The organism is Magnetospirillum moscoviense (assembly GCF_001650635.1).
Lineage (GTDB): Bacteria > Pseudomonadota > Alphaproteobacteria > Rhodospirillales > Magnetospirillaceae > Magnetospirillum > Magnetospirillum moscoviense.
Window position 1 is genome coordinate 1 of record NZ_LWQU01000196.1, and the last position, 20,573, is coordinate 20,573.

The following is a 20,573-nucleotide window of genomic DNA, read 5'->3' on the forward strand; positions in this document are numbered from 1 at the left end:
GGGCATGATGGATGAGTCATTCCATCTTGAATCACGCTCACGCCCGCCTGTCCAGGCTATGTTAACGCCTATGGGGCGTATCCACCCAAGAGCCGTCATCCCCGCGCAGGCGCTAGGGGATGCACACATCTCGTCGTCGCCGGGCGAAACGCGATTGACCGCACTGCCGCCACCATGATTCGATTCCCGTGTGTTGCAGGGGAGGCGTATTGCGATGGCGGCGGAGGGTTTGACGCTGGGCGAGTTCGGCGACGAGCGCCTGGCAAAAAGGGGGCTCTGCTTCTGTCGCGGATGGTTGCGCGGGAGAGCATCTGCCTTCGTCGTCTGGCGGGCGGCCGTCGAGGCGGTATCGTCGGCTTCTCGCGGTTTCTCGCGAATCCGCGGGTGACGGTGGAAGCGCTGGTCGAAGGCTGGGGAGCGGAAATCGCTGAAGCCTGCGCGGGGCGGCATGTTCTGGCGATCCAGGATACGAGCGAGATCAACTTCGCCACGACCAAGGAGCGTGATCGTGGGCTGGGAGAAATCGGCAAGGGTGTCGGGCGCGGCGTACTTCTGCACGCGATGCTGGGTCTGGATGCCGAGACGGGCGGAATTCTGGGGCTGGCGTCGGGTAAAGTCTGGACCCGCAATGGTCGGGTAAGCACCCCCCACAAGAAGCGTCCGCTGTCCGAGAAGGAGACAGAACGGTGGCTGACCACGCCGCAGGCCGCCAAGGCCGTTCTGCACCGGGCAGCTCTGGTGACGGAGATCAGCGACCGCGAGATCGACATCTACGAGAAATGGGCGCACTTGCCGCAGCCCGGGTTTCACATCCTGACCCGCGCCAATGTGGATCGGTCGGTCAAGGAGGGCGGCGGCAATCTCTCGACGGCGCCGTTGCAGCCAGCGGGCGCCGCCGTGATCGAACTGCGCGCCCGTCCGGGCCGCCCGGCCCGCACCGCCCAACTCGTAGCCCGCTTCGGACGGGTTACGCTCAAGCGGCCCAGCCACTTGGCCAATCAGGGCGCGGCGCTGGCGAAGACGATCGAAGTGAGCCTGGTGGAAGTGAGCGAGGTCGATGCGCCCGCGGACGCAGAACCCATCCTGTGGCGGCTCTTGACCACCCATGCTGTCGAAGATGCCGCCATGGCGTGGCGTGTGGTCGGTTGGTATCGACAGCGTTGGACCATTGAGCAATTCTTCCGCACCCTCAAGCAGCAGGGGCTGCAACTGGAGGACAGCCAGTTGGAAAGTGCCGAGCGGCTGATCAAGCTGACCGCCATCGCCGCCCGCGCCGCCTGCACGATCATGCAACTCGTCCAGGCCCGCGACGGCCAGTCCGCACAACAGGCCGAGATCGTCTTCTCGCCCGCCGAAATCAAAACCCTCCACGCGCTGTTGCCAGAGGTGGAGGGCAAGACCGTCCTGCAAAAGAACCCTCACCCGCCCAATTCCCTCGCCTGGGCCGGTTGGATCATCGCCAAGCTCGGCGGCTGGGATGGCTATCCAAAATCCAAGCCGCACGGCCCGATCACCTTCCGCCACGGCCTGGAGTATTTCCGATCCATCGCTTACGGCTGGAGGCTCCGAGATGTGTGAATCCCCTAGCGCCTGCGCGGGGGTCCATGGCACCGCCCGCTCGGCTGTATCCCATTGAAGAAACAGCATTCCAGCGTCATGCATGGATTCCCGCCTGCGCGGGAATGACGGCTGAGCGGGGGAGACGGTTTCAGCTATCCCGGAAACGTCGATCTCCCAGCAAACCCGCACGAGGCAACAGGTTCATCGATGGAGTGAGATTTTTAACCGGACAGCCGTGGGTCAAGCCCGGCCATGACGGGTCGGGGAATTATGCCTCAGCCTAGACCAGACAGACCCTGGGGTTTCACCCGGGACCTATAGTCTCATCAGCGAATCGGCGGCGGCGCGGGCCTGGTCGGTGACGTTCTCGCCGGCCAGCATGCGGGCGACCTCTTCGCGTCGCTCGGCCGCGCTCAGCCGTTCCACCGCCGTCAGCACCTTGCCGGGCGCCGCTTCGTGCTTGGCGACGCGGTAATGGTGGGCGCCTTGGGCCGCCACCTGCGGCGAATGGGTCACCACCAGCACCTGCAAGCCCTGGCCCAGCCGGGCCAAACGGTCGCCGACAGCTGCCGCGACGGCGCCGCCGATGCCGGAATCCACTTCGTCGAACACGATGGTCGGCGTCGGCTGCGACTTGGCCAGCACCACCTTCAGGGCCAGCATGAAGCGCGACAATTCGCCGCCCGAGGCGACCTTGCCCAGCGGCGCCGGCGGGCTGCCGGGATTGGTGGCGACCAGGAACTCGATCTCGTCCAGGCCGTGCGGCCCCCAGGCGCTTTCGGCGGCGGTCGTGACGCGGGTGACGAAGCGGGCCTTGTCCAGCTTCAAGGGCGGCAATTCGGCGGCGACCGCCTGATCCAGCAGGGTGGCGGCCTGCGACCGGGTGGCCGAAAGCGCGCGGGCGGCCTCGACATAGGCGGCACGCGCCGCCTGTTCGGCGCGGGCCAGCCGGGCCAGATCGTCGCCGCCGCCATCAAGTGCGGCCAGGCGGGACGCCAGATCGTCCTTCAGGGCGGCCAATTCATCGACGGCGACACCATGCTTGCGGGCGGTGGCGCGCAGGGCGAACAGCCGTTCCTCGACCTTTTCCAGCCGGCCGGGGTCAAGGTCGATCTCGGCCGACACCCGCTCTAAAAGGCCGATGGCCTCGGCGGTTTCAAAAGCGGCGCGGTCCAGGGCGGCGATCACCGGGGCAAGCTTGCCCCCGGCGCGGTCGGCGACCCGTTCCAGCAGCCGCTGGGCGCTGCGCAGCGCCTGCTCGACCTCGGCCCGGCCGGACAGGGCGGCCCCGGCGGCATTGATCGCCTCGACCAGCTTCTCGCCATGCTGCAGCATGGCCCGGGTCTCGGCCAGTTGCGCTTCCTCGGCCGGCCTGGGGGCCAGGGCGGCCAATTCGTCATGGGCGTGGCGCAGATAATCTTCCTCGGCCCGGGCCTGCTTCAGGCGGGTCTCGGCCTCGAGGCGGGCTTGGGCGGCTTGGCGCCATCCGTTCCACACCTGCCCCAGCGCCTGAACTTGCGCGGAATTGGCGGCGAAGGCGTCCAGCACCGGCCGATGGGTGGCCTGATCCATCAGGCCGTGGCTTTCGAACTGGCCGTGGATTTCCACCAGTTCGTCGCCGACCTTCCTGAGCAGGCCGACGCTGACCGGCTGGTCGTTGACATAGGCCTTCGAGCGGCCGTCGGCGCTGACCACCCGGCGCAGCAGCAAGGACTGGCCGTCGGTGTCGATGTCTTGCTCGGCCAGGATGGCGCGGGCGGGGTGGATGGCCGGCGGGTCGAATTCGGCGATCACGGTCAATTGCGGGCTGCCGTGGCGGACCAGCGAGGAATCGGCCCTGGCGCCCAGCGCCAGCGACAGCGAATCCAGCAAGATCGACTTGCCGGCGCCGGTTTCGCCGGTGAACACCGACAGGCCGGGATCGAAAGCCAGGTCGAGTTTCTCGATCAGCACCACATCGCGGATCGACAGCGACGCCAGCATCTTGCGGCTACCACAACCAGCCGAACCAGCCCCGGCTCTTTTCCTCGCCCTTCTTGGCAGAGGCGGCCGTCTTGCCGGTGTTGAGCAGGGAATAGCTATCCTCGTACCAGTCGCTGCCGGGGAAATTGTGGCCCAGCACCGCCGCCGTCTTCTTGGCTTCGTCGGTCAGACCCAGGATGAGATAAATTTCCACCATGCGGTGCAGGGCCTCGGGCACGTGCGAGGTGGTCTGGTACTGCTCGACCACCGCCTTGAAGCGGTTCAGGGCGGCCAGATAATGCTCGCGGCCCTGGTAATAGCGGGCGACGTTCATTTCCTTGCCGGCCATGTGGTCGCGGGCAAGATCGACCTTCAGCTTGGCGTCGCGGGCATAGGTCGAGGCCGGGAAACGGTCGATCACCTCTTGCAGGGCCTTCAGCGCCAGTTCGGTCATCTTCTGGTCGCGGGCGACGTCGGTGATCTGTTCGTAGTAGGACAGGCCCTTGAGGTAATAGGCGTAGGCGGCGTCCTTGTTGCCGGGATGCAGCTGAATGAAGCGGTCCAGGCCGATGATGGCGTCGTCGTACTTGTTGCGCTCGTACAGGGCATAGGCGCCCATCAACTGCGCCTTGGTCGCCCACACCGAATAGGGGTGCTGGCGCTCGACCTCCTCGAAGGCCTTCGAGGCGCGGTAATATTCGTTCTTGTCGATCAGGTCCATCGCCTCGTTGTAGAGCTCCTCGACCGGGCGCTCGACGTAATCGTCCTTCTTGTCGGAACAGGCCGAAAACGCCAGCGAGGCGGCGACCAGGGCGAAGGCGGCGGTACGGGACAGGGCGCGGCTCATGGAATCCCAAGACACAAGGGGTGGTGCCGGACTATAGCACGCTGTCGGCCGCAAGGAAGAGGCTCAGCGCGTCAGCGACAGAAAGGCTGCCGTCAGCTTCTCGGGCAGGCGCTCGACCTGATCGATCACCGCGAAGCCGTTTTCGCCGAAGATGTCGGCGATATAGGAATCGGCCTTGGTGTCCACCGTCATGCAAAAGGTGTGGATGCCACGCGCATGCAGCTCACCGACCGCCAGGTGGGTGTCCCACTTCAGGTAATCCTCGTCGTCCTCGTCGATGTCGGCCGGCTCGCCGTCGGACACCAGCAACACCAGCTTCTTGTCCTCGCGCCGGGAATCTAGGTGGTGGCCGGCGTGGCGCAGGGCCGCGCCCATGCGGGTGGCCATTCCGGCCTGGGCGGCGGCCAGCCGGCCCTGGGCCAGATCCGACCACGGCTCGGCGAAGGACTTGATGGGCATGTAGCGCACCTCGAGCCGGGTTTTCGAGGAGAAGCCGGCCACCGCGAAGCTGTCGCCCAATTGTTCGATGGCCCAGGCCAGCAAGGCGGTGGCTTCCTGGGCCAAGGTCAGCAATGTCTGGTCCGATCCGGCGACGCGGTCGTTCAGCGAGTGTGACAGGTCCAGCAGGACCAGGACGGCGATGTTGCGCCCAGCCGGGACGTGGCTTTGGTGGATGCGGCTGTCGGGGGACAGGCCGGCGCGGCGGTCGATCAGGGCGGTGATCGCCTGGTCGAGATCGATATCGTCGCCGTCGGCCTGGTGACGGATGCGTCGGCGGTTCTGGGGCTTCAGGCGATCGATCACCCGTTTCAGGCGCTTGGCGGTGTCGGCGTGGCGATCCAGCATCCGGGCGATGGGGGCGGGGTCGCCGGCCGGCGGCGGCGCCTCGAACACGGTGGTCCATTCGGGGCGGTATTCGGCCCGGCGATAATCCCATTCCGGCCAATGGACCGGCGGGACCAGCGCCTCGGTCTCGGCGGGTGGGGCGGTGCCGTGGTCGGAATGGAAATCGTCCTTGCTGTCGGTATCTTCCAGGAACTGCCACAGGAAGCGGTTGTCGTCGCGATAGAGGGCGATGGTGTCGTCGAACCAGATCCTGGCCAGGGCGAAATCGGCGGTGCGGATGCGGGGCAGCAAGGCCACGCCCAACCGCGCCGACAGGTTCGGGTCGTGGGGGTCGGTGGCGATCTCGGCGCGAAAGCGGGCGGCGAATTCGTCCAGGACCGCATCGCCGGGCTGGTGGTCGGGGTCCAGCAGGGCCAACGACAATCGGGTCAGGACATGGCGGATCGGGTTCCAGCCGGGCGGCACCGACCCGGGAAGCGGCCGGGGATGCAGCGACAGGAACAACCGACCCAGGCCGGGATGCAGGCCCCTGGCCAGGGTCTCGACACGGGCATCCTCGAAACACTCGATGGACAGATGCTGCAACTGGCTGAAATTGTCGGCCATGAACGGCCGGCTCCAGCGCTTGTGGGCGGCCAGATGGGCGATGGTGGCGCGGTAGATATCCAGGGCGGCACCATGGTCGATCACGTCGGGCAGGTGGAAGCCCAGTTTGTCGAGATGGGGGGATTGCCGCCGGGTCGGGTCGCCCCATTGGGTGAAGGGGTGGATGGCGCAATCTTCGCCCCAGAACGCCCGCAGGGTCAGGCGCAACTGGCGCTCGACATCGGCCAACAGGATTCCGCGTCGCTGCTTTTGCAGGGCTGCGTGGGAATCGGCGGTCTCCAGGTTGAAGTAAAGGTGGACCTGGAACGGCTGATGACGATAGGCGGCGATGCCGAACTGGGTCCAGGCCTGCAACCCGTCGAGGGTCACCACTTCCAGCAAGCGTGGCGCGTGGTGCAGCAGCGGCGCCAGGCCGCCGCGCGCCTGGTGGGTCATCCGTTTGACCACGGCGCACCATTCCCTGACCTCGTGGTCCGAGCCCAGGTGCCCGGCCATCTCCCGCAGGCTGTCCAGGAAGACGGGCGCCAGATGGGCCAGGTCGGGGATTTCCGACAGGTAGCGGGCGGTATCGGCGCCGGGGCCGCTGGGATCAGGCAAGCGCAAGGTCGATCGCATGGGCCAGGGTGGCGCGAATGTCGGGATCGTCGGTCAAAGGCCGCACCATGGCCATGGCGCAGGCGTCGGGCGGGCTCATGCCGGTAGCGATCAGTTGGGCGGCATAGACCAACAGGCGGGTCGAGGCGCCCTCGTCCAGGCCATGGCCCTTCAAGGCGCGGGCCTTGGCGGCGACATCGACCAGCCGGGCGGCCAGGGCCGGCTCGATGCCGCCCTCGAGGGCGACGATGGCGGCTTCGGCCTCGGCCGGCAGATAATCGAAATCCAGCGCGGTGAAGCGTTGCTTGGTCGATTGCTTCAGGTCCTTCATCAGGCTCTGGTAGCCGGGATTGTAGGAAATGACCAAGTGGAAGTCGGGATGGGCGCGCACCAGCTCGCCCTTCTTGTCCAGCGGCAGGACCCGGCGATGGTCGGTCAGCGGGTGGATGGCGACCACCGTGTCCTGGCGGGCCTCGACGATTTCGTCCAGATAGCAGATGGCGCCGATGCGCGCCGCCACCGTCAGCGGGCCGTCCTGCCAGCGTGTGCCGTCGGCATCCAGCAGATAGCGGCCGACCAGGTCCGACGCGGTGACGTCCTCGTTGCAGGCCACCGTGATCAGCGGCTGGCCCAGGCGCCAGGCCATGTGCTCGACGAAGCGCGACTTGCCGCAGCCGGTCGGGCCTTTCAGCATCACCGGCAGGCGACGGCTCCAGGCCGCCTCGAACTGGGCGATCTCGGCGCCGGCCGGGCGGTAGAAGGGTTCGGTATCGATCAGGTATTGGCGGCGGCTGTCGGTCATCGGTGTCCTCGGTATGGGGGCACGACAAAAGTAATGCAGCGGCGCGGCTAAAACAGCTCCCCATGGGCGGGTGGTGCGACCACTTCCTTGGGGCGGGTGGGAATAGCCTACCCGCAAACAGAACCCCCGCCGTCCGAAGGCGGCGGGGGTTCTGCGCTCGTTCACCTGGATGAGAGGTGAAACTTTCAGACGGCGATGGCCAGGGCGGTGTCGGGGGCGTTCATGCCCTGGGCGGCGGCCGAACCCGGCGCGATGGTGGTCCAGGCCCAGGCGGTCTGGTCGGCGAACAGGGCCTTCAGCAGGCGGTTGTTCAGGGCGTGGCCCGAACGGATGCCGTGGAAGGCGCCGATGATGGGGGCGCCGGCCAGGTACAGGTCGCCGACGGCGTCCAGGATCTTGTGGCGGACGAATTCGTCGCCATAGCGCAGGCCGTCATCGTTCAGAACCTTGGTGCCGGTGCTGTCGATCACCACGGCATTGTCGAGCGAGCCGCCACGGGCCAGGCCGTTGGCGCGCAGGTAGGCGACTTCCTGCTCGAAGCCGAAGGTCCGCGCCCGGCTGATCTCGGACTTGAACGAGCCCTTGGTCACGGCCAGCGCCAGGCTTTGCTGGGCGATGGCCTGGCTGGCGAAATCGATGTCGAAGCGGACCTTGAAGCCGGCGGCGGGGGTGAAGGTGGCGGTCTTGTCGCCATCGGTCACCGACACGCGCTTCAGGATGCGGATGGCGCGGCGCGGCGCGGCCAGTTCGACGGTGCCGGCGCATTCGATCAGGAACAGGAAGGGGGCGGCCGAGCCGTCCATCACCGGCACCTCGGCGCCGTTGATCTCGATCAGGCAATTGTCGATGCCCGAGCCGGCCAGCGCGCTCATCAGATGCTCGACGGTGCCGATCTGAACGCCGTCTTCGTTGACCAGGCAGGAATTCATGCGGGTGTCACCGACATGCGACCACAAGGCCGGCACGATGGCGCCCTGGCCCTTGACGTCGGTGCGGCGGAAACGGATGCCGGTATCGGCTTCGGCGGGCATCAGGGTCATGGTGACCTTGGCGCCGGAATGCAGGCCGACGCCGGTGCAGCTGATGGCGGCCTTCAGCGTGCGCTGGCGCAGCGCGGTACGGTCGGAAAGCTCGGGGGCGGGCTGGAAGGCGGAGACCACGTCGGCGGCGATGAACTTCACGTCTTTAACCCCTTGTCGCCCCGGTTGATCCCAGGCTTTGGTTTCGACGCTCAAACACTAGCTCTTGGGGGTCCAGGCCTCAAATCAATCATTGTTTCGCTTTGTTACACCGCAGCAGAGGCGGTTCCAGCGAAAGAGGAACCCGACGGCCGCAGCCTTGGCGGCGGTCGTCGGGTCAAGTCGATATCAAGCGCGGATCACACTCGCCTAATTGGCCTGACGGCGCAGGAAGGCGGGGATGTCCAGGTCACCGGAATCACGGCCGATGGTCGGCTCGGAATGGGCGGCCGGAGCCCCCATGCGCGGAGCCTGCGGGGCCGGATTGGCGCGGGGTTCGACGCGCTGTTGCGGCTGCGGCTGCTGCGGCGGTTGCTGCGGCTGACGACGGCTGCTCAGCAATCCGAACAGGCCGCCGGCCCGACGCGGTTCGGCCTGCGGCTGCGGCTGCGGGGCCGGTTGGGCCATGCGCGGCGCCGGCTGCTGGGGCTGGGCGACGATGCCGGAGACGGTGCGGCTCAATTCGCCCATGTCAGGATGCTCGGCATGTGCCGGGTCCTCCTCGTAGGACGGCTCGACCGCCGGGGCCGGCTCGCGGGCGAAGGTTGGCTCGGCGCGTTGGACGTGCGCGGACTCGGCGCGTTGGACGTGCGCGGACTCGGCGCGTTGGACGTGCGCGGACTCGGCGCGGTGAACTTGCGCGGACTCGGGCTGCGGCTGCCGCTGCGGCCGGGCCTGCATCTGCGGCTGGGGGTGGGCCTCGGCGCGGGCTTGCGGCTGCGGCAGGGGCATTTCGAGGGTGGTCGGACGTTCGGCCGGGGTGACCCGGACGGCGACCGTCGGGGCGGCGGCGGCCTGGGGCGCCGGACGGGCGACCGGCTGTTGGGCCGGGGCTGTCTGGGCGGCGGTGACCACGGTCGGACGGAAGGCCGGCTGCGGGGCCTGCTGGGCGACGCGCTGCTGGGCGGCCGGAGCGGTGTTGCCGCCGACCAGCGAGATCACGGTCGGCTTCGGCGCCGCCATGGCTTCCGAGGCGATGCCGGTGGCCACCACCGACACCCGCATCTTGCCGTTCAGCTTCTCGTCGAAGGTCGAGCCGAAGATGATGTTGGCGTCGGGATCGACCTCGTCGCGGATGCGGTTGGCGGCTTCATCGACCTCGAACAGGGTCATGTCCATGCCGCCGGTGATGTTGATCAGCACGCCCTTGGCGCCCTTCATCGAGGTATCGTCCAGCAACGGGTTCGAGATGGCCGCCTCGGCCGCCGCGATGGCGCGCTTGTCACCTTCGGCTTCGCCGGTGCCCATCATGGCCTTACCCATCTCGCTCATCACGGTGCGGATGTCGGCGAAGTCCAGGTTGATCAGGCCGGGCATGATCATCAGGTCGGTGACGCCGCGCACGCCGGAATACAGCACGTCGTCGGCCATCTTGAAGGCGTCGGCGAAGGTGGTGCGCTCGGTGGCGACGCGGAACAGGTTCTGGTTGGGGATGATGATCAAGGTATCGACATAGGCCGACAATTCCTCGATGGCGCCCTCGGCGGTGCGCATGCGGTGCGCGCCCTCGAAGTGGAACGGCTTGGTCACCACGCCGACGGTCAGGATGCCCTGGTCGCGGGCGGCCCGCGCGATGACCGGAGCGGCGCCCGAGCCGGTGCCGCCGCCCATGCCGGCGGTGATGAACACCATGTTGGCGCCGGCGATCTGGCCGATCACCTCTTCCAGGCTTTCCTCGGCGGCGGCGCGGCCGATCTCGGGACGCGAGCCGGCACCCAGGCCTTGGGTGATGGCGGTGCCCAGCTGGATGCGGCGCTCGGTGCGCGACTGGGTGATCGCCTGGGCGTCGGTATTGGCGACGATGAACTCGACGCCTTCCAGCTTCGACGAAATCATGTTGTTGACGGCGTTGCCGCCGGCGCCACCGACGCCGATCACGGTGATCTTGGGCTTCAGCTCGTTGGCCGCCCCGGGAAGAAAGGTCAGCATGTTCATACCTCCGCGCTTGGTGGGCCCATATTTGTGGCCCTTGGTTAATCTCAATGACGCTAGAAATTCCGTTTCAGCCACTGACCGAACCGGCCCCAGCCCGATCCTTCCTCGTCACTTCCGCCCTTGCGGCCCGTCTTGGCGACGGGCTGATGGGCCAGGGCGTAACGGATCAGGCCGGCACAGCTGGAGAAGGCGGGGCCATTGGTGGCTTCGGGCAATCCGTGAAAACCGACGGGGCGACCCAGGCGGACCTGCTTGTCCAGGACCATCGAGGCCAGGTCGCGGGCTCCTTGCATCTGGCTGGCGCCGCCGGTCAGCACGACCCGGCGCCCGGCCATCTTGTCGAAGCCCGAATGTTCAAGATGCGAGCGCACCAGTTCCAACGTCTCTTCGATGCGCGGCTGGATGATCTGGATCAGCATCGAGCGCGGCACCTGATTGGATGCGCCATCCTCGTCCTCGCCGACCAACGGGACCTTCAGCATCTCGCGGTCGTCGGCGGCCGACGGCATGCCCGAGCCGAAAAGGGTCTTCATCCGCTCGGCATAGGACACCGGGGTCGACAGGCCGCGGGCGATGTCGTTGGTGACGTGGTGGCCGCCGACGGGAATGACGTCGGTGTGCACCAACTGGCCGCCGACGAACACGGCGATCGAGGTGGTGCCGCCGCCCATGTCGATGCAGGTGACGCCCAGTTCCCGCTCGTCATCGACCAGGCAGGCCAGGCCAGCGGCATAGGGACTGATGACCCGGGCCTCGATGTCCAGGTGGCAGCGATGGACCACGGTGGTCAGGTTGCGCACCGGCCCGATCGCCGCCGAGACGACGTGGATGGCCACACCCAGGCGATCGCCATACATGCCGCGCGGGTCCTTGATGCCCTCGGTGCCGTCGATGGTGTAATCGACCGGGATGGCGTGGATCAGTTCGCGGTCGGCGGTGTGGTGGTGGGCGCGGCCATGGTCCAGCATGCGGCGGATGTCGGCCTCGTTGACGGCGTGGCCGTTCATCGCCACCTCGACCTTGACGTTGGTCGAGGCCGGCGCGCCGCCCGAGATGTTGACCACCACCGCGCGGGCCCGTTCGCCCGCCATGTCCTCGGCGGCATCGACCGAGGCGCGGATCGAATGTTCCAGTTCCTCCATATCGACCACCGCGCCCAGGCGCATGCCGCGCGCCAGCTGGTGGCCGATGCCGACGATGCGGGGCGAGCCGTCCTCCTGGACACGCGCCAGGAAGCAACACACCTTGGTGCTGCCGACGTCCAACGCTGCGATCAGGCCGCCTCTCATGTCAGGCTCCGTTGTCCTTGCGCTTCGGCGCGTCGCCCGCGGGCGCCGGCGGCCGTTCGGTTTTCAAGATCAGGCGGTCGCTGGTGCGCAGATCGACCATGCGGACATTGCGCCCGGCGAAGCTTTGGGTGCGCTCGAGCTCGGCGAAGCGCTTCCACGCCGCGTCGGCGTTTTCTTCCGGCAGGCGCACTTCCAGGCCGTCCTTGACGTCGTCCAGCATCAGGTTCCAGCGCCGGTTGCCGACGCGGACGATGGCCTTGACCCGGGCGGCCATGTCCGGCTCGGCGGACAGCATGGTCAGCACCTCGTCGGCGCGCGGGCCGGCGCCGTCGCCGACCACCAGGGGCAGATGCTCGAAGCCGGCGACCGAGCCGGGGATCTGGTGTCCGTCCTTATCGACCAGGATGTGGCCGCCATTGTTCTGCCAGACGGCGATGGGCTGGCGTTCGGTCAGGGTGATGTGCAGGGCGCCGGGCAGATGGCGCTCGACGGCGGCGGTCTTGACCGAGGCGATGGCTTCCAGCCGGTCCTTCACCTGGCCCAGGCTGACCCCCAGGATCGGGTCGCCGTGGCGCGCCCCCAGGGCGATGGCGACCTGGTCCATGCCGGTGCGGCCACGACCGGCGACGGTGATGTCGGTCAGGCGGAAACCGGCGTCGGCGGTGGCCAGCATCACGGCGGCGATGGCGGTCTGGGTGGTGCGCTGGATGATCCCGGAATGCCACACCACGGCGCCGCCCACCACCAGGGCGGTGATGGCGACGCCGCCGGCCGCCATCTTCTGCAGGGGCGTGAAGGCGAATTTCGGCAGGCGCATGCGGCGCTTGGGCCGGGCCGGCTTGGCCTCGCCGGCCTTGCGGGCATCGGGGTTGACACGGCGCGCCTTGGGCCGCGCCTCTGGCTGGGCCGAGGCGGGGATGCGGTCGTCCGAGGTGACGACGATGTCGGTGTCGCTTATTCGTCGCATGCGGCGTTCTCCACCATCCAACGAACCAGTTCGGGGAACGAGATGCCGACATGGGCGGCGATCTCGGGCACCAGCGAGGTGGCGGTCATGCCCGGCTGGGTGTTGACCTCCAGGACGTAAAGCTTGGGCGCCTCGTGCGGGTGGGTGTCGTCATAGCGCAGGTCGGTGCGCGACACCCCACGGCAGCCCAGCACCAGATGGGCCTTCAGGGCCAAGGCGCAGGCGTCGGCGTAATCTTCCTCGGGGATCGGCGCCGGCATGATGTGGCGCGACCCGCCCGGGGCATATTTGGCGTCGTAATCGTAGAAGCCGCGTGCCGAGGTGATTTCCAGCGCCCCCAGGGCACGGTCGCCCATCACCGCCACCGTCAGCTCGCGGCCGGGGATGAAGGCCTCGACCAGCACCTGGCTGGCCTCGAAAGGCCAATCCTTCAAGGGATCGCGATTGTCGCCGTCCCTCAGAATATAGACGCCGACCGACGAGCCCTCGTTCAGCGGCTTGACCACATAGGGCCGGGCCATCGGGTCGCCGTGGACCTCGCCCTTTCTGACCACGCGGCCCTCGGCCACCGGGATGCCGGCCTGGGCGAACAGATTGCGGGCGAAGGCCTTGTCCATGGCGGCGGCCGAGGCCAGCAGGCCGGAATGGGTATAGGGCACCCCCATCAGGTCCAGCACGCCCTGGACGCAGCCATCCTCGCCGAAGCGGCCGTGCAGGGCGTTGAACACCACGTCGGGGCGGGTGGCGGCGATGTCGGTGATCAGCTTGGCGGGCTCGCGGCCTGCATCGATGGTGGTGACGGCAAAGCCGGCCTGGCGCAGCGCCTCGGCGGCGGCGGCGCCCGAACGCAGCGACACCTCGCGCTCGGCGGAGACCCCTCCCATCAGCACGGTGACGCGGCGGCTCATGCTTTTTCTCCCTTGGATCCGATGCGGCGGATTTCCCATTTCAGTTCGATGCCGCTGGTCTCGAGGACGCGGCGGCGGACCTCGTCGCCCAGCGCCTCGATGTCGGCGGCGGTGGCGGTGCCGTTGTTCAAAAGGAAATTGCAGTGCTTTTCCGACACGCTGGCCCCGCCGATGGCCAGGCCCCGGCAGCCGGCCTTGTCGATCAGCTCCCACGCCTTGGCGCCGGGCGGGTTGGCGAAGGTCGAGCCGCCGGTGCGCACCCGCTGCGGCTGGCTGTCCTCGCGCGCGGTGCGGATCGCCTCCATGCGGGCGGCGATCTCGGCCGCCTCTCCGGGCTTTCCTTCCAGCACCGCCGACAGGAAAATGACGTCCTCGGGGACGGCGCAATGGCGATAGGAAAAGCCCAATTCGGCGCCGCTCAGGCGCTGGATGCGGCCCTGGCGGTCCATGGCGACGGCCGACAGGGTGACGTCCTTCATTTCGCCGCCGAAGGCGCCGGCATTCATGCGCAGCGCGCCGCCGATGGTGCCGGGCACGCCGGACAGGAATTCCAGCCCGGCCAGGCTGGCATCGCTGGCATGCTTGGACACGGTCAGGTCCAGGGCGCCGGCGCCGACCTCGATGCGGGTGCCGTCGATGCGGATATCGGCGAACGGGCCGGCCAGGCGCACCACCACGCCGGGCACGCCGCCGTCACGGATCAACAGGTTCGAGCCGACGCCGACCACGGTCACCGGCACCTCGGGCGGCAGGGCCGCCAGAAGCGTGGCCAGGTCGTCGGTGTCGGCCGGACGGAACAGCATTTCCGCAGGGCCGCCGACCCGGAACCAGGTCAAGCCGGCCAGGGGCGCGTCGAAGGCGACGCGTCCCTTCAGGGGCGGCAGGTCCTGGGTCCAGTGAGTGGCCTTGCGGGCGGTCATCATTCGGCGCCCTCCGGGACCGGCAGGGCATCCAGCTCGGCCGGCAAGGCGTGCGCCCATTGGGTGATGTTGCCGGCGCCCAGGCACACCACCATGTCGCCCTTCTTGGCGATCGAGCGGACCATCGGGGCCAGCTCGGCCGGGCTTTGCAGGGCCAGGACGTTGCGGTGGCCGCGTTCCTGCAGGCCGGCGACCAGGGCGTTCTTGTCGAAGCCTTCCATCGGCTGTTCGCCGGCGGCATAGACGTCGGCGACGATCACGGTGTCGGCGTCGTTGAAGCAGGTGCAGAATTCGTTGAACAGGCTGGACAGGCGCGAATAGCGATGCGGCTGGACCACGGCGACGACATTGCCGGTCGAGGCCGAGCGGGCCGCCTTCAGCACGGCGGCGATCTCGACCGGGTGATGGCCGTAATCGTCGATCACGGTGATGCCCTTGGCCTCGCCGGTCTTGGTGAAGCGGCGCTTGACGCCCGAGAAGCCGCCCAGCGCCTTCTTGACCACGTCGTTGGCCAGGCCCAATTCGTTGGCCACCACCACGGCGGCCAGGGCGTTCAGGACGTTGTGCTCGCCATACATCGGCAGGCGGACATCGTCGATGACCCGGCTTTTGCCGGTGACGCGGTCGTTGACCACCACGTCGAAGCGGGCGCCGCCCGGGCCGATCTTGACGTTGGTGGCGCGCACCAAAGCCTGGGGCGAGAAGCCGTAGGTGACGATCTTGCGGTCGGGCACCCGCGAAATCAGCGTCTGCACTTCCGGATGGTCGATGCACATGGCGGCGAAGCCATAGAACGGGATGTTCTCGACGAAGGTGCGGAAGGCGTCGCGCAGTCTGTCGAAGCTGCCGTAATGGTCCATGTGCTCGGGGTCGATGTTGGTGACGATCACCGCCGTCGACGGCAGCTTGGTGAAGGAACCGTCGGATTCGTCGGCCTCGACCACCATCCACTCGCTGGCTCCCAGGCGGGCGTTGGTGCCATAGGCGTTGATGATGCCGCCATTGATGACGGTGGGGTCCAGCTGCGCCGCATCCAGCAACGCGGCGATCAGCGAGGTGGTGGTGGTCTTGCCGTGGGTGCCGCCGATGGCGATGGCGGTCTTCAGGCGCATCAGCTCGGCCAGCATTTCGGCGCGGCGCACCACCGGCACCATCTTGGCCCGGGCGGCGACCAGCTCGGGATTGTCGGACTTGACCGCCGACGACACCACCACCACGCGGGCGTCGCCCAGATTCTCGGCCTTGTGGCCGATCTCGACGGTGGCGCCCTTCTTGCGCAGGCGATCGACGTTGTAATTGTCGGCGATGTCCGAACCCTGGACGGTATAGCCCAGGTTCAGCAGAATCTCGGCGATGCCGGACATGCCGATGCCGCCGATGCCGACGAAATGAATGGTGCCGATGGACAGCGGCATCGTCCTCATGGACGCGACTCCTTGGAATGGGGCGAAAGAGAGATGACCAGATCGGCCAGCCGAAGGGCGGCGTCGGGGCGCCCGGCGGCCCGCGCACAACAGGCGGCGCGGGCCAGGGTGCCGGGCTGGGCGAACAAGGATTCCAGCCGGGCGGCCAGGGTGTGGGCGGTGAAGTCGGTCTGCGGCATCAGCCAGGCGCCGCCGACCTCGTCCAGGGCGCGGGCATTGGCGGTCTGGTGGTCATCGACGGCGTGGGGATAGGGCACCAGGATCGCCGGCCGGCCCAGGCAGGTCAGCTCGGCCATGGTCGAGGCGCCGGAGCGGGCGATGACCAGATGAGCCGCGGCCAGGCGCTCGGGCACGTCGGCGAAGAAGCTGTCCAGGGTGGCATCGATGCCGCTGCCGGCATAGGCGGCGCGCACCCCATCCAGATCCTCGGGCCGGCATTGCTGCGAGATGCGAATGCGCGAGCGCAAGGCCTCGGGCAGGCCCTTCAGCGCGGCGGGCACCACCTCGGACAGGATGCGGGCACCCTGGCTGCCGCCCAGCACCAACAGGCTGATGGGCGAGGCGGCATCCAGCGCCGGATAGGCGGCGTCGCGCAGGGCGGCGACCTGCGGGCGCACCGGCATGCCGGTCTGGGTGACCTTGGCGGCCCAGGCCAAATCCAGGTGCGCCACCGTGGCATACGAGGTGGCGATGGCGCGGACCCGGCCGGCCAATAGGCGGTTGGCGCGGCCCAGCACGCCGTTTTGTTCGTGCAGCACGGTCGGCAGGCCCAGCATGGTGGCGGCCACCATGGTCGGCACCGAGGCATAGCCGCCGAAGCCGATGATGGCGTCGGGCCGCACGCGCTTGAGCAGGGCGCGGGCCTGGATGATTCCCATCCCCAGGGCGGCGGCGGCCTTGATGCGGGCAAGGATGCCGCGCCCGGCGATGGCGCCGGCATGGATGCGCCAGGTGTCGATGGCGCCCAGCGTGCCACCATAGGCCTGGCCGCGCCGGTCGGTGACCAGGCCCAGGCGCCAGCCGCGTTCCATCAGCGTCGCCGCCAGCGCTTCGGCCGGGAAGACGTGACCGCCGGTACCGCCGGCCGCCAGCAGGGCCAGGGGGGCGCTCATCGCTCGAACTCCTCGGAGCCATAGCGCTTGCGGGTCAGCGCCAGCAGCATGCCCATGGCCAGCGCCAGGGCCAGCATCGACGAGCCGCCATAGGAAATGAACGGCAGGGTCATGCCCTTGGTCGGCATCAGGCGAAGCGTCGAGGCCATGTTGACGATGGCCTGCAGGCCGAACTGCACCAACAGGCCGGCCGAGGCCAGCACCACGAACAGATTCTCTTCGTGCATCACCCGGGTCAGGCCGCGCAGCACCACGAAGGCGAACAGCGCCAGCACCGCCAGGCACAAGATGATGCCGAATTCCTCGCCGGCCACGGCCAGGATGAAGTCGGTATGGGCGTCGGGCAGCACCAGCTTGACCCGGCCCTCACCGGGGCCGCGCCCGAACAGGCCACCGCTTTTCAGGGCGTTCAGGGCGGTGGTGACCTGATAGGTGCCGTCGCCGGCCGAGGGATCGACGAAGCGGTCGATGCGGCTTTGTACGTGCGGGAAAATGATATAGGCCCCGACCGCCCCCACCGCGGCCAATGCTCCCAGCGCGACCACCAGCACGATCGGCAGGCCGGCCAGGAAGAACTGGGTGCCCCAGATGGCGGTCACCACCAGGGTCTGGCCGACATCGGGCTGCTTCAACAGCAGCAGCGCGGTCAGGGCGAACAGGCCACAGGCGACGGCGCGACCGGGGAAGCCCGGGTTCAGTCGGCTTTCGGCGAACATCCAGGCCGAGACGATGGCGAAGGTCGGCTTGACGAATTCCGACGGCTGGATCGAGATGCCGGCAAGGTTAAGCCAGCGGGTCGAGCCCTTGACCTCGGGGGCCAGGAACAGCACGGCGACCAGCAGCACCAGCGCGGCCCCGAAGCCGATCACGCCTAGGCGGCGGACCTGGCGCGGGCTCATCAGCGACACCGCCAGCATCACGGTCAGGGCCGGCACCAGGAAGATGAACTGGCGGCGGATGAAGTGGAACGGCTCGGCACCGATGCGGTCGGCCACCGCCGGACTGGCGGCCATGGTCAGCAGCAGGCCGATGCCAGCCAGGGTCAGCAGGGCGGCGATGGTCCAGCGGTCGACGGTCCACCACCAGCGGCCCAGGATCGAGGTGTCGGTGCGGCCGAAGCTCATTTCAGGCCCTCCACCAGATCACGGAAGACCTCGCCCCGATGCTCGAAGCTCTTGAACTGGTCCCACGAGGCGCAGGCGGGGCTTAACAGCACGGTGTCGCCCGGCTCGGCGTGGGCGTGGGCCGACTTGACGGCGATGATCAGCTCGCCGCACAGGCTATAGGGGACCTTGCCGTCCAGCACCTTGGCGAAATCGGCCGCCGCCTCGCCGATCAGATAGGCGTGCTTGATACGGTCGAAATACTTTTCCAGGCTCTTGATGCCGCCTTCCTTGGCCTGGCCGCCCGCGATCCAATGGATGTCCTCGTAGCAGACCAGCGCCTTCTCGACGGCGTCGGCGTTGGTCGCCTTGGAATCGTTGACCCAGGTGACGCCCTCGATCTGGGCGACCCGCTCTTGCCGATGCGCCAGGCCGGGATAGGTGACCAAAGCCGAGGCGATGTCCTTGGGCAGCAACCCGTCGGCGCGGGCCAGCGCATAGACGGCGCAGGCGTTCTGCCAATTGTGGCTGCCGGGCAGGGTGGGAATGTCGCGCAGGTCGCAGACGGCGCGGCCGTGATCCAGCAGCATCCCGTCAGGCGCCGAGATGCCGTTGTCCAGCACCTTCTGGGCCGAGATCGGCACCACCCGAAGGCCCATGGCCATCAATTGCGCCGACATCGCCCGGCCGGGGCCGTCATCGATGCCGATCACCGCGGCCCCACCCGGCACCAACAGGTCGAACAGGCGACGCTTGGCGGCGATATAGCCTTCCATGCCGCCATGGCGGCCCAGATGGTCGGGGGTGACGTTCAGCAGGACGCCGGCCGACACCTGCAGGCGATCGACCAGCTCCAGCTGATAGGACGACAGCTCCAGCACATAGCGGCCGTCGCCTTCCAGGTCGGGCAGGTCCAGGGCGGCGGTGCCCAGATTGCCGCCGGCGGCGACGGAAATGCCGTTGGCGGCCAGCACATGGGCCAGCAGGGTGGTGGTGGTGCTTTTGCCGTTGGTGCCGGTCACCGCCAGGATGCGATTGGCTGTCTTGGCCCAACCCAACAATTCGACGTCGCACACCACCGGCACGCCGGCGGCGCGGGCCTTTTCGGCCAGGGGGTGGGGCTGGGGGAAGGTGTGGGGGATGCCCGGGCTCCACACCACAAGGTCGGCCTTGGCGATGTCGATGGCCAGCAGGTCGGCGACGGGGATGGCTTCCTCGGCGGCGATGCGGCGCGCCCCTTCATTGTCGTCCCAGGCCATCACGCCCGCGCCCGAGGCCAGCAACGCCTTGGCGGTGGCGATGCCGGACTTGCCCAGCCCCATCACCGCCACCCGCTTGCCCTTCAGTTGCGAGACCGTGATCATCGTGGCCTACCTCAGCTTCAAGGTGGACAGGCCGACCAGCGCCAGGATGCCGGCGATGATCCAGAAACGGATGACCACGGTCGGTTCGGCCCAGCCTTTCTTCTCGAAGTGATGGTGCAGGGGCGCCATGCGGAACACCCGCTTGCCGGTCAGCTTGAAGCTGGCGACCTGGACGATCACCGACACCGTTTCCAGCACGAACAGGCCGCCGACGATGGCCAGCACCAGTTCATGCTTGGTCACCACGCTGATGGCGCCCAGCGCGCCGCCCATCGACAGCGAGCCGGTGTCGCCCATGAACACCATGGCCGGCGGCGCGTTGAACCACAGGAAACCCAGGCCGGCCCCGACCAGGGCACCGCAGAACACCGCCAACTCGCCCGAGCCGGGGACGTAATGAATCTGCAGGTAATTGGCGAACACCGCGTGGCCGACCAGGTAGCTGATCAGGGCGAACACGCCGGCGGCGATCATCACCGGGACGATGGCCAGGCCGTCCAGCCCGTCGGTCAGGTTGACGGCGTTCGAGGCGCCGATGATGACGAACACCGCGAAGGGGATGAAGAACCAGCCCAGTTGAAGCAGCACGCCCTTGAGGAAGGGCACCGCCAGCGAGCCGGCCAGCGGTTCGCGCTGAATGGCATACACCCACCAGGCGGCGACCAGGGCGATACTGATCTGGCCGGCCAGCTTGGCCTTGCCGGGCAGGCCCTTGGGGTTCTTCTTCGACACTTTCAGGAAGTCGTCCAGGAAGCCCAGCAGGCCGTAGCCCAAGGTGACCAGCAAGACGATCCACACATAATGCGAGCGCAGGTCGGCCCACAGAAGCGTGGCGACCACCAGGGCGATCAGGATCAGGAAGCCGCCCATGGTCGGCGTGCCCTTCTTGGTCAGAAGGTGCGATTCCGGCCCGTCGGCGCGGATCGGCTGGCCCTGCTTTTGCCACTTGCGCAGCCACTGGATCAGGCCCGGCCCGATCAGGAAGGCGACCACCAGGGCGGTCAGCACGGCGCCGCCGGTCCTGAAGGTCAGGTACTTGAACAGGTTGAAGACCTGATAATCGTCGGCCAGGGGGTAGAGCAGGTTGTAGAGCATC

At 67.9% G+C, this 20,573-nt stretch carries 16 protein-coding genes; 1 reads left to right on the forward strand and 15 read right to left on the reverse strand.

All coding sequences use genetic code 11. The features are described from left to right. Positions 1-291: 291 nt before the first annotated feature. Positions 292-1,578 carry an IS4 family transposase gene (locus A6A05_RS18510; protein WP_068504450.1) on the forward strand — a complete coding sequence of 429 codons (1,287 nt, stop codon included), beginning with the start codon at positions 292-294 and terminating at the stop codon, positions 1,576-1,578. 297 nt (positions 1,579-1,875) lie between these two features. On the opposite strand, the gene recN is transcribed toward A6A05_RS18510, so the two are convergent. The 15 genes from recN to mraY all read right to left on the reverse strand — a co-directional run bounded on the left by recN (position 1,876) and on the right by mraY (position 20,572). Next, a complete protein-coding gene (recN, locus tag A6A05_RS18515) occupies positions 1,876-3,543 on the reverse strand; it encodes a DNA repair protein RecN (protein WP_068504452.1) in 1,668 nt (555 codons plus the stop codon). Positions 3,544-3,550: 7 nt separating this feature from the next. Further along, positions 3,551-4,369: an outer membrane protein assembly factor BamD gene (locus A6A05_RS18520; protein WP_082911061.1), complete on the reverse strand. Its 819-nt coding sequence runs from the start codon at positions 4,367-4,369 to the stop codon at positions 3,551-3,553. 63 nt (positions 4,370-4,432) lie between these two features. Next, positions 4,433-6,418 carry a nitric oxide reductase activation protein NorD gene (locus A6A05_RS18525; protein ID WP_172822321.1) on the reverse strand — a complete coding sequence of 662 codons (1,986 nt, stop codon included), beginning with the start codon at positions 6,416-6,418 and terminating at the stop codon, positions 4,433-4,435. Continuing rightward, positions 6,411-7,217: a CbbQ/NirQ/NorQ/GpvN family protein gene (locus A6A05_RS18530; RefSeq protein ID WP_068504459.1), complete on the reverse strand. Its 807-nt coding sequence runs from the start codon at positions 7,215-7,217 to the stop codon at positions 6,411-6,413. Before A6A05_RS18530 ends, A6A05_RS18525 begins: the two co-directional genes overlap by 8 nt. Before the next feature lie 185 nt (positions 7,218-7,402). Next, the gene (lpxC, locus tag A6A05_RS18535) at positions 7,403-8,329 is read right to left on the reverse strand and encodes a UDP-3-O-acyl-N-acetylglucosamine deacetylase (RefSeq protein WP_068504573.1); all 927 of its coding nucleotides are present in this window, start codon (positions 8,327-8,329) and stop codon (positions 7,403-7,405) included. 276 nt (positions 8,330-8,605) lie between these two features. Beyond that, the gene (ftsZ, locus tag A6A05_RS18540) at positions 8,606-10,384 is read right to left on the reverse strand and encodes a cell division protein FtsZ (protein ID WP_068504575.1); all 1,779 of its coding nucleotides are present in this window, start codon (positions 10,382-10,384) and stop codon (positions 8,606-8,608) included. Positions 10,385-10,443: 59 nt separating this feature from the next. After that, complete coding sequence (gene ftsA, locus A6A05_RS18545) at positions 10,444-11,679, reverse strand: cell division protein FtsA (protein WP_068504461.1); 1,236 nt, start codon at positions 11,677-11,679, stop codon at positions 10,444-10,446. Position 11,680: 1 nt separating this feature from the next. Next, the gene (locus A6A05_RS18550) at positions 11,681-12,646 is read right to left on the reverse strand and encodes a cell division protein FtsQ/DivIB (protein WP_068504462.1); all 966 of its coding nucleotides are present in this window, start codon (positions 12,644-12,646) and stop codon (positions 11,681-11,683) included. Beyond that, positions 12,634-13,554 carry a D-alanine--D-alanine ligase gene (locus tag A6A05_RS18555; RefSeq protein WP_068504465.1) on the reverse strand — a complete coding sequence of 307 codons (921 nt, stop codon included), beginning with the start codon at positions 13,552-13,554 and terminating at the stop codon, positions 12,634-12,636. Before A6A05_RS18555 ends, A6A05_RS18550 begins: the two co-directional genes overlap by 13 nt. Then, the gene (murB, locus tag A6A05_RS18560) at positions 13,551-14,474 is read right to left on the reverse strand and encodes a UDP-N-acetylmuramate dehydrogenase (RefSeq protein ID WP_068504576.1); all 924 of its coding nucleotides are present in this window, start codon (positions 14,472-14,474) and stop codon (positions 13,551-13,553) included. Before murB ends, A6A05_RS18555 begins: the two co-directional genes overlap by 4 nt. After that, on the reverse strand, positions 14,474-15,898 hold the full coding sequence (murC, locus tag A6A05_RS18565; RefSeq protein ID WP_068504467.1) for a UDP-N-acetylmuramate--L-alanine ligase: 1,425 nt from the start codon (positions 15,896-15,898) through the stop codon (positions 14,474-14,476). Before murC ends, murB begins: the two co-directional genes overlap by 1 nt. Further along, positions 15,895-17,010, reverse strand: a complete 1,116-nt coding sequence (gene murG / locus A6A05_RS18570; RefSeq protein ID WP_068504469.1) for an undecaprenyldiphospho-muramoylpentapeptide beta-N-acetylglucosaminyltransferase — start codon at positions 17,008-17,010, stop codon at positions 15,895-15,897. The genes murC and murG overlap by 4 nt, the downstream gene beginning before the upstream one ends. Next, a complete protein-coding gene (ftsW, locus tag A6A05_RS18575) occupies positions 17,007-18,134 on the reverse strand; it encodes a putative lipid II flippase FtsW (protein WP_068504471.1) in 1,128 nt (375 codons plus the stop codon). The genes murG and ftsW overlap by 4 nt, the downstream gene beginning before the upstream one ends. Then, entirely contained in the window at positions 18,131-19,477 is a 1,347-nt protein-coding gene (gene murD / locus A6A05_RS18580; protein WP_068504473.1) for a UDP-N-acetylmuramoyl-L-alanine--D-glutamate ligase, read from the reverse strand. Before murD ends, ftsW begins: the two co-directional genes overlap by 4 nt. Before the next feature lie 6 nt (positions 19,478-19,483). Beyond that, positions 19,484-20,572 carry a phospho-N-acetylmuramoyl-pentapeptide-transferase gene (gene mraY, locus A6A05_RS18585; RefSeq protein ID WP_068504475.1) on the reverse strand — a complete coding sequence of 363 codons (1,089 nt, stop codon included), beginning with the start codon at positions 20,570-20,572 and terminating at the stop codon, positions 19,484-19,486. Between the last annotated feature and the right edge of the window lies 1 nt (position 20,573).

Excerpts from the sequence above, each read along its gene's own strand:
- mraY (WP_068504475.1), bottom strand. The coding sequence starts at position 20,572 with ATGCTCTACAACCTGCTCTACCCCCTGGCCGACGATTATCAGGTCTTC.
- A6A05_RS18510 (WP_068504450.1), top strand. The coding sequence starts at position 292 with ATGGTTGCGCGGGAGAGCATCTGCCTTCGTCGTCTGGCGGGCGGCCGT.
- ftsW (WP_068504471.1), bottom strand. The coding sequence starts at position 18,134 with ATGAGCTTCGGCCGCACCGACACCTCGATCCTGGGCCGCTGGTGGTGG.
- A6A05_RS18520 (WP_082911061.1), bottom strand. The coding sequence starts at position 4,369 with ATGAGCCGCGCCCTGTCCCGTACCGCCGCCTTCGCCCTGGTCGCCGCC.
- A6A05_RS18555 (WP_068504465.1), bottom strand. The coding sequence starts at position 13,554 with ATGAGCCGCCGCGTCACCGTGCTGATGGGAGGGGTCTCCGCCGAGCGC.
- recN (WP_068504452.1), bottom strand. The coding sequence starts at position 3,543 with ATGCTGGCGTCGCTGTCGATCCGCGATGTGGTGCTGATCGAGAAACTC.
- murD (WP_068504473.1), bottom strand. The coding sequence starts at position 19,477 with ATGATCACGGTCTCGCAACTGAAGGGCAAGCGGGTGGCGGTGATGGGG.
- ftsA (WP_068504461.1), bottom strand. The coding sequence starts at position 11,679 with ATGAGAGGCGGCCTGATCGCAGCGTTGGACGTCGGCAGCACCAAGGTG.
- murG (WP_068504469.1), bottom strand. The coding sequence starts at position 17,010 with ATGAGCGCCCCCCTGGCCCTGCTGGCGGCCGGCGGTACCGGCGGTCAC.
- A6A05_RS18530 (WP_068504459.1), bottom strand. The coding sequence starts at position 7,217 with ATGACCGACAGCCGCCGCCAATACCTGATCGATACCGAACCCTTCTAC.
- A6A05_RS18550 (WP_068504462.1), bottom strand. The coding sequence starts at position 12,646 with ATGCGACGAATAAGCGACACCGACATCGTCGTCACCTCGGACGACCGC.
- murB (WP_068504576.1), bottom strand. The coding sequence starts at position 14,474 with ATGACCGCCCGCAAGGCCACTCACTGGACCCAGGACCTGCCGCCCCTG.
- murC (WP_068504467.1), bottom strand. The coding sequence starts at position 15,898 with ATGAGGACGATGCCGCTGTCCATCGGCACCATTCATTTCGTCGGCATC.
- ftsZ (WP_068504575.1), bottom strand. The coding sequence starts at position 10,384 with ATGCTGACCTTTCTTCCCGGGGCGGCCAACGAGCTGAAGCCCAAGATC.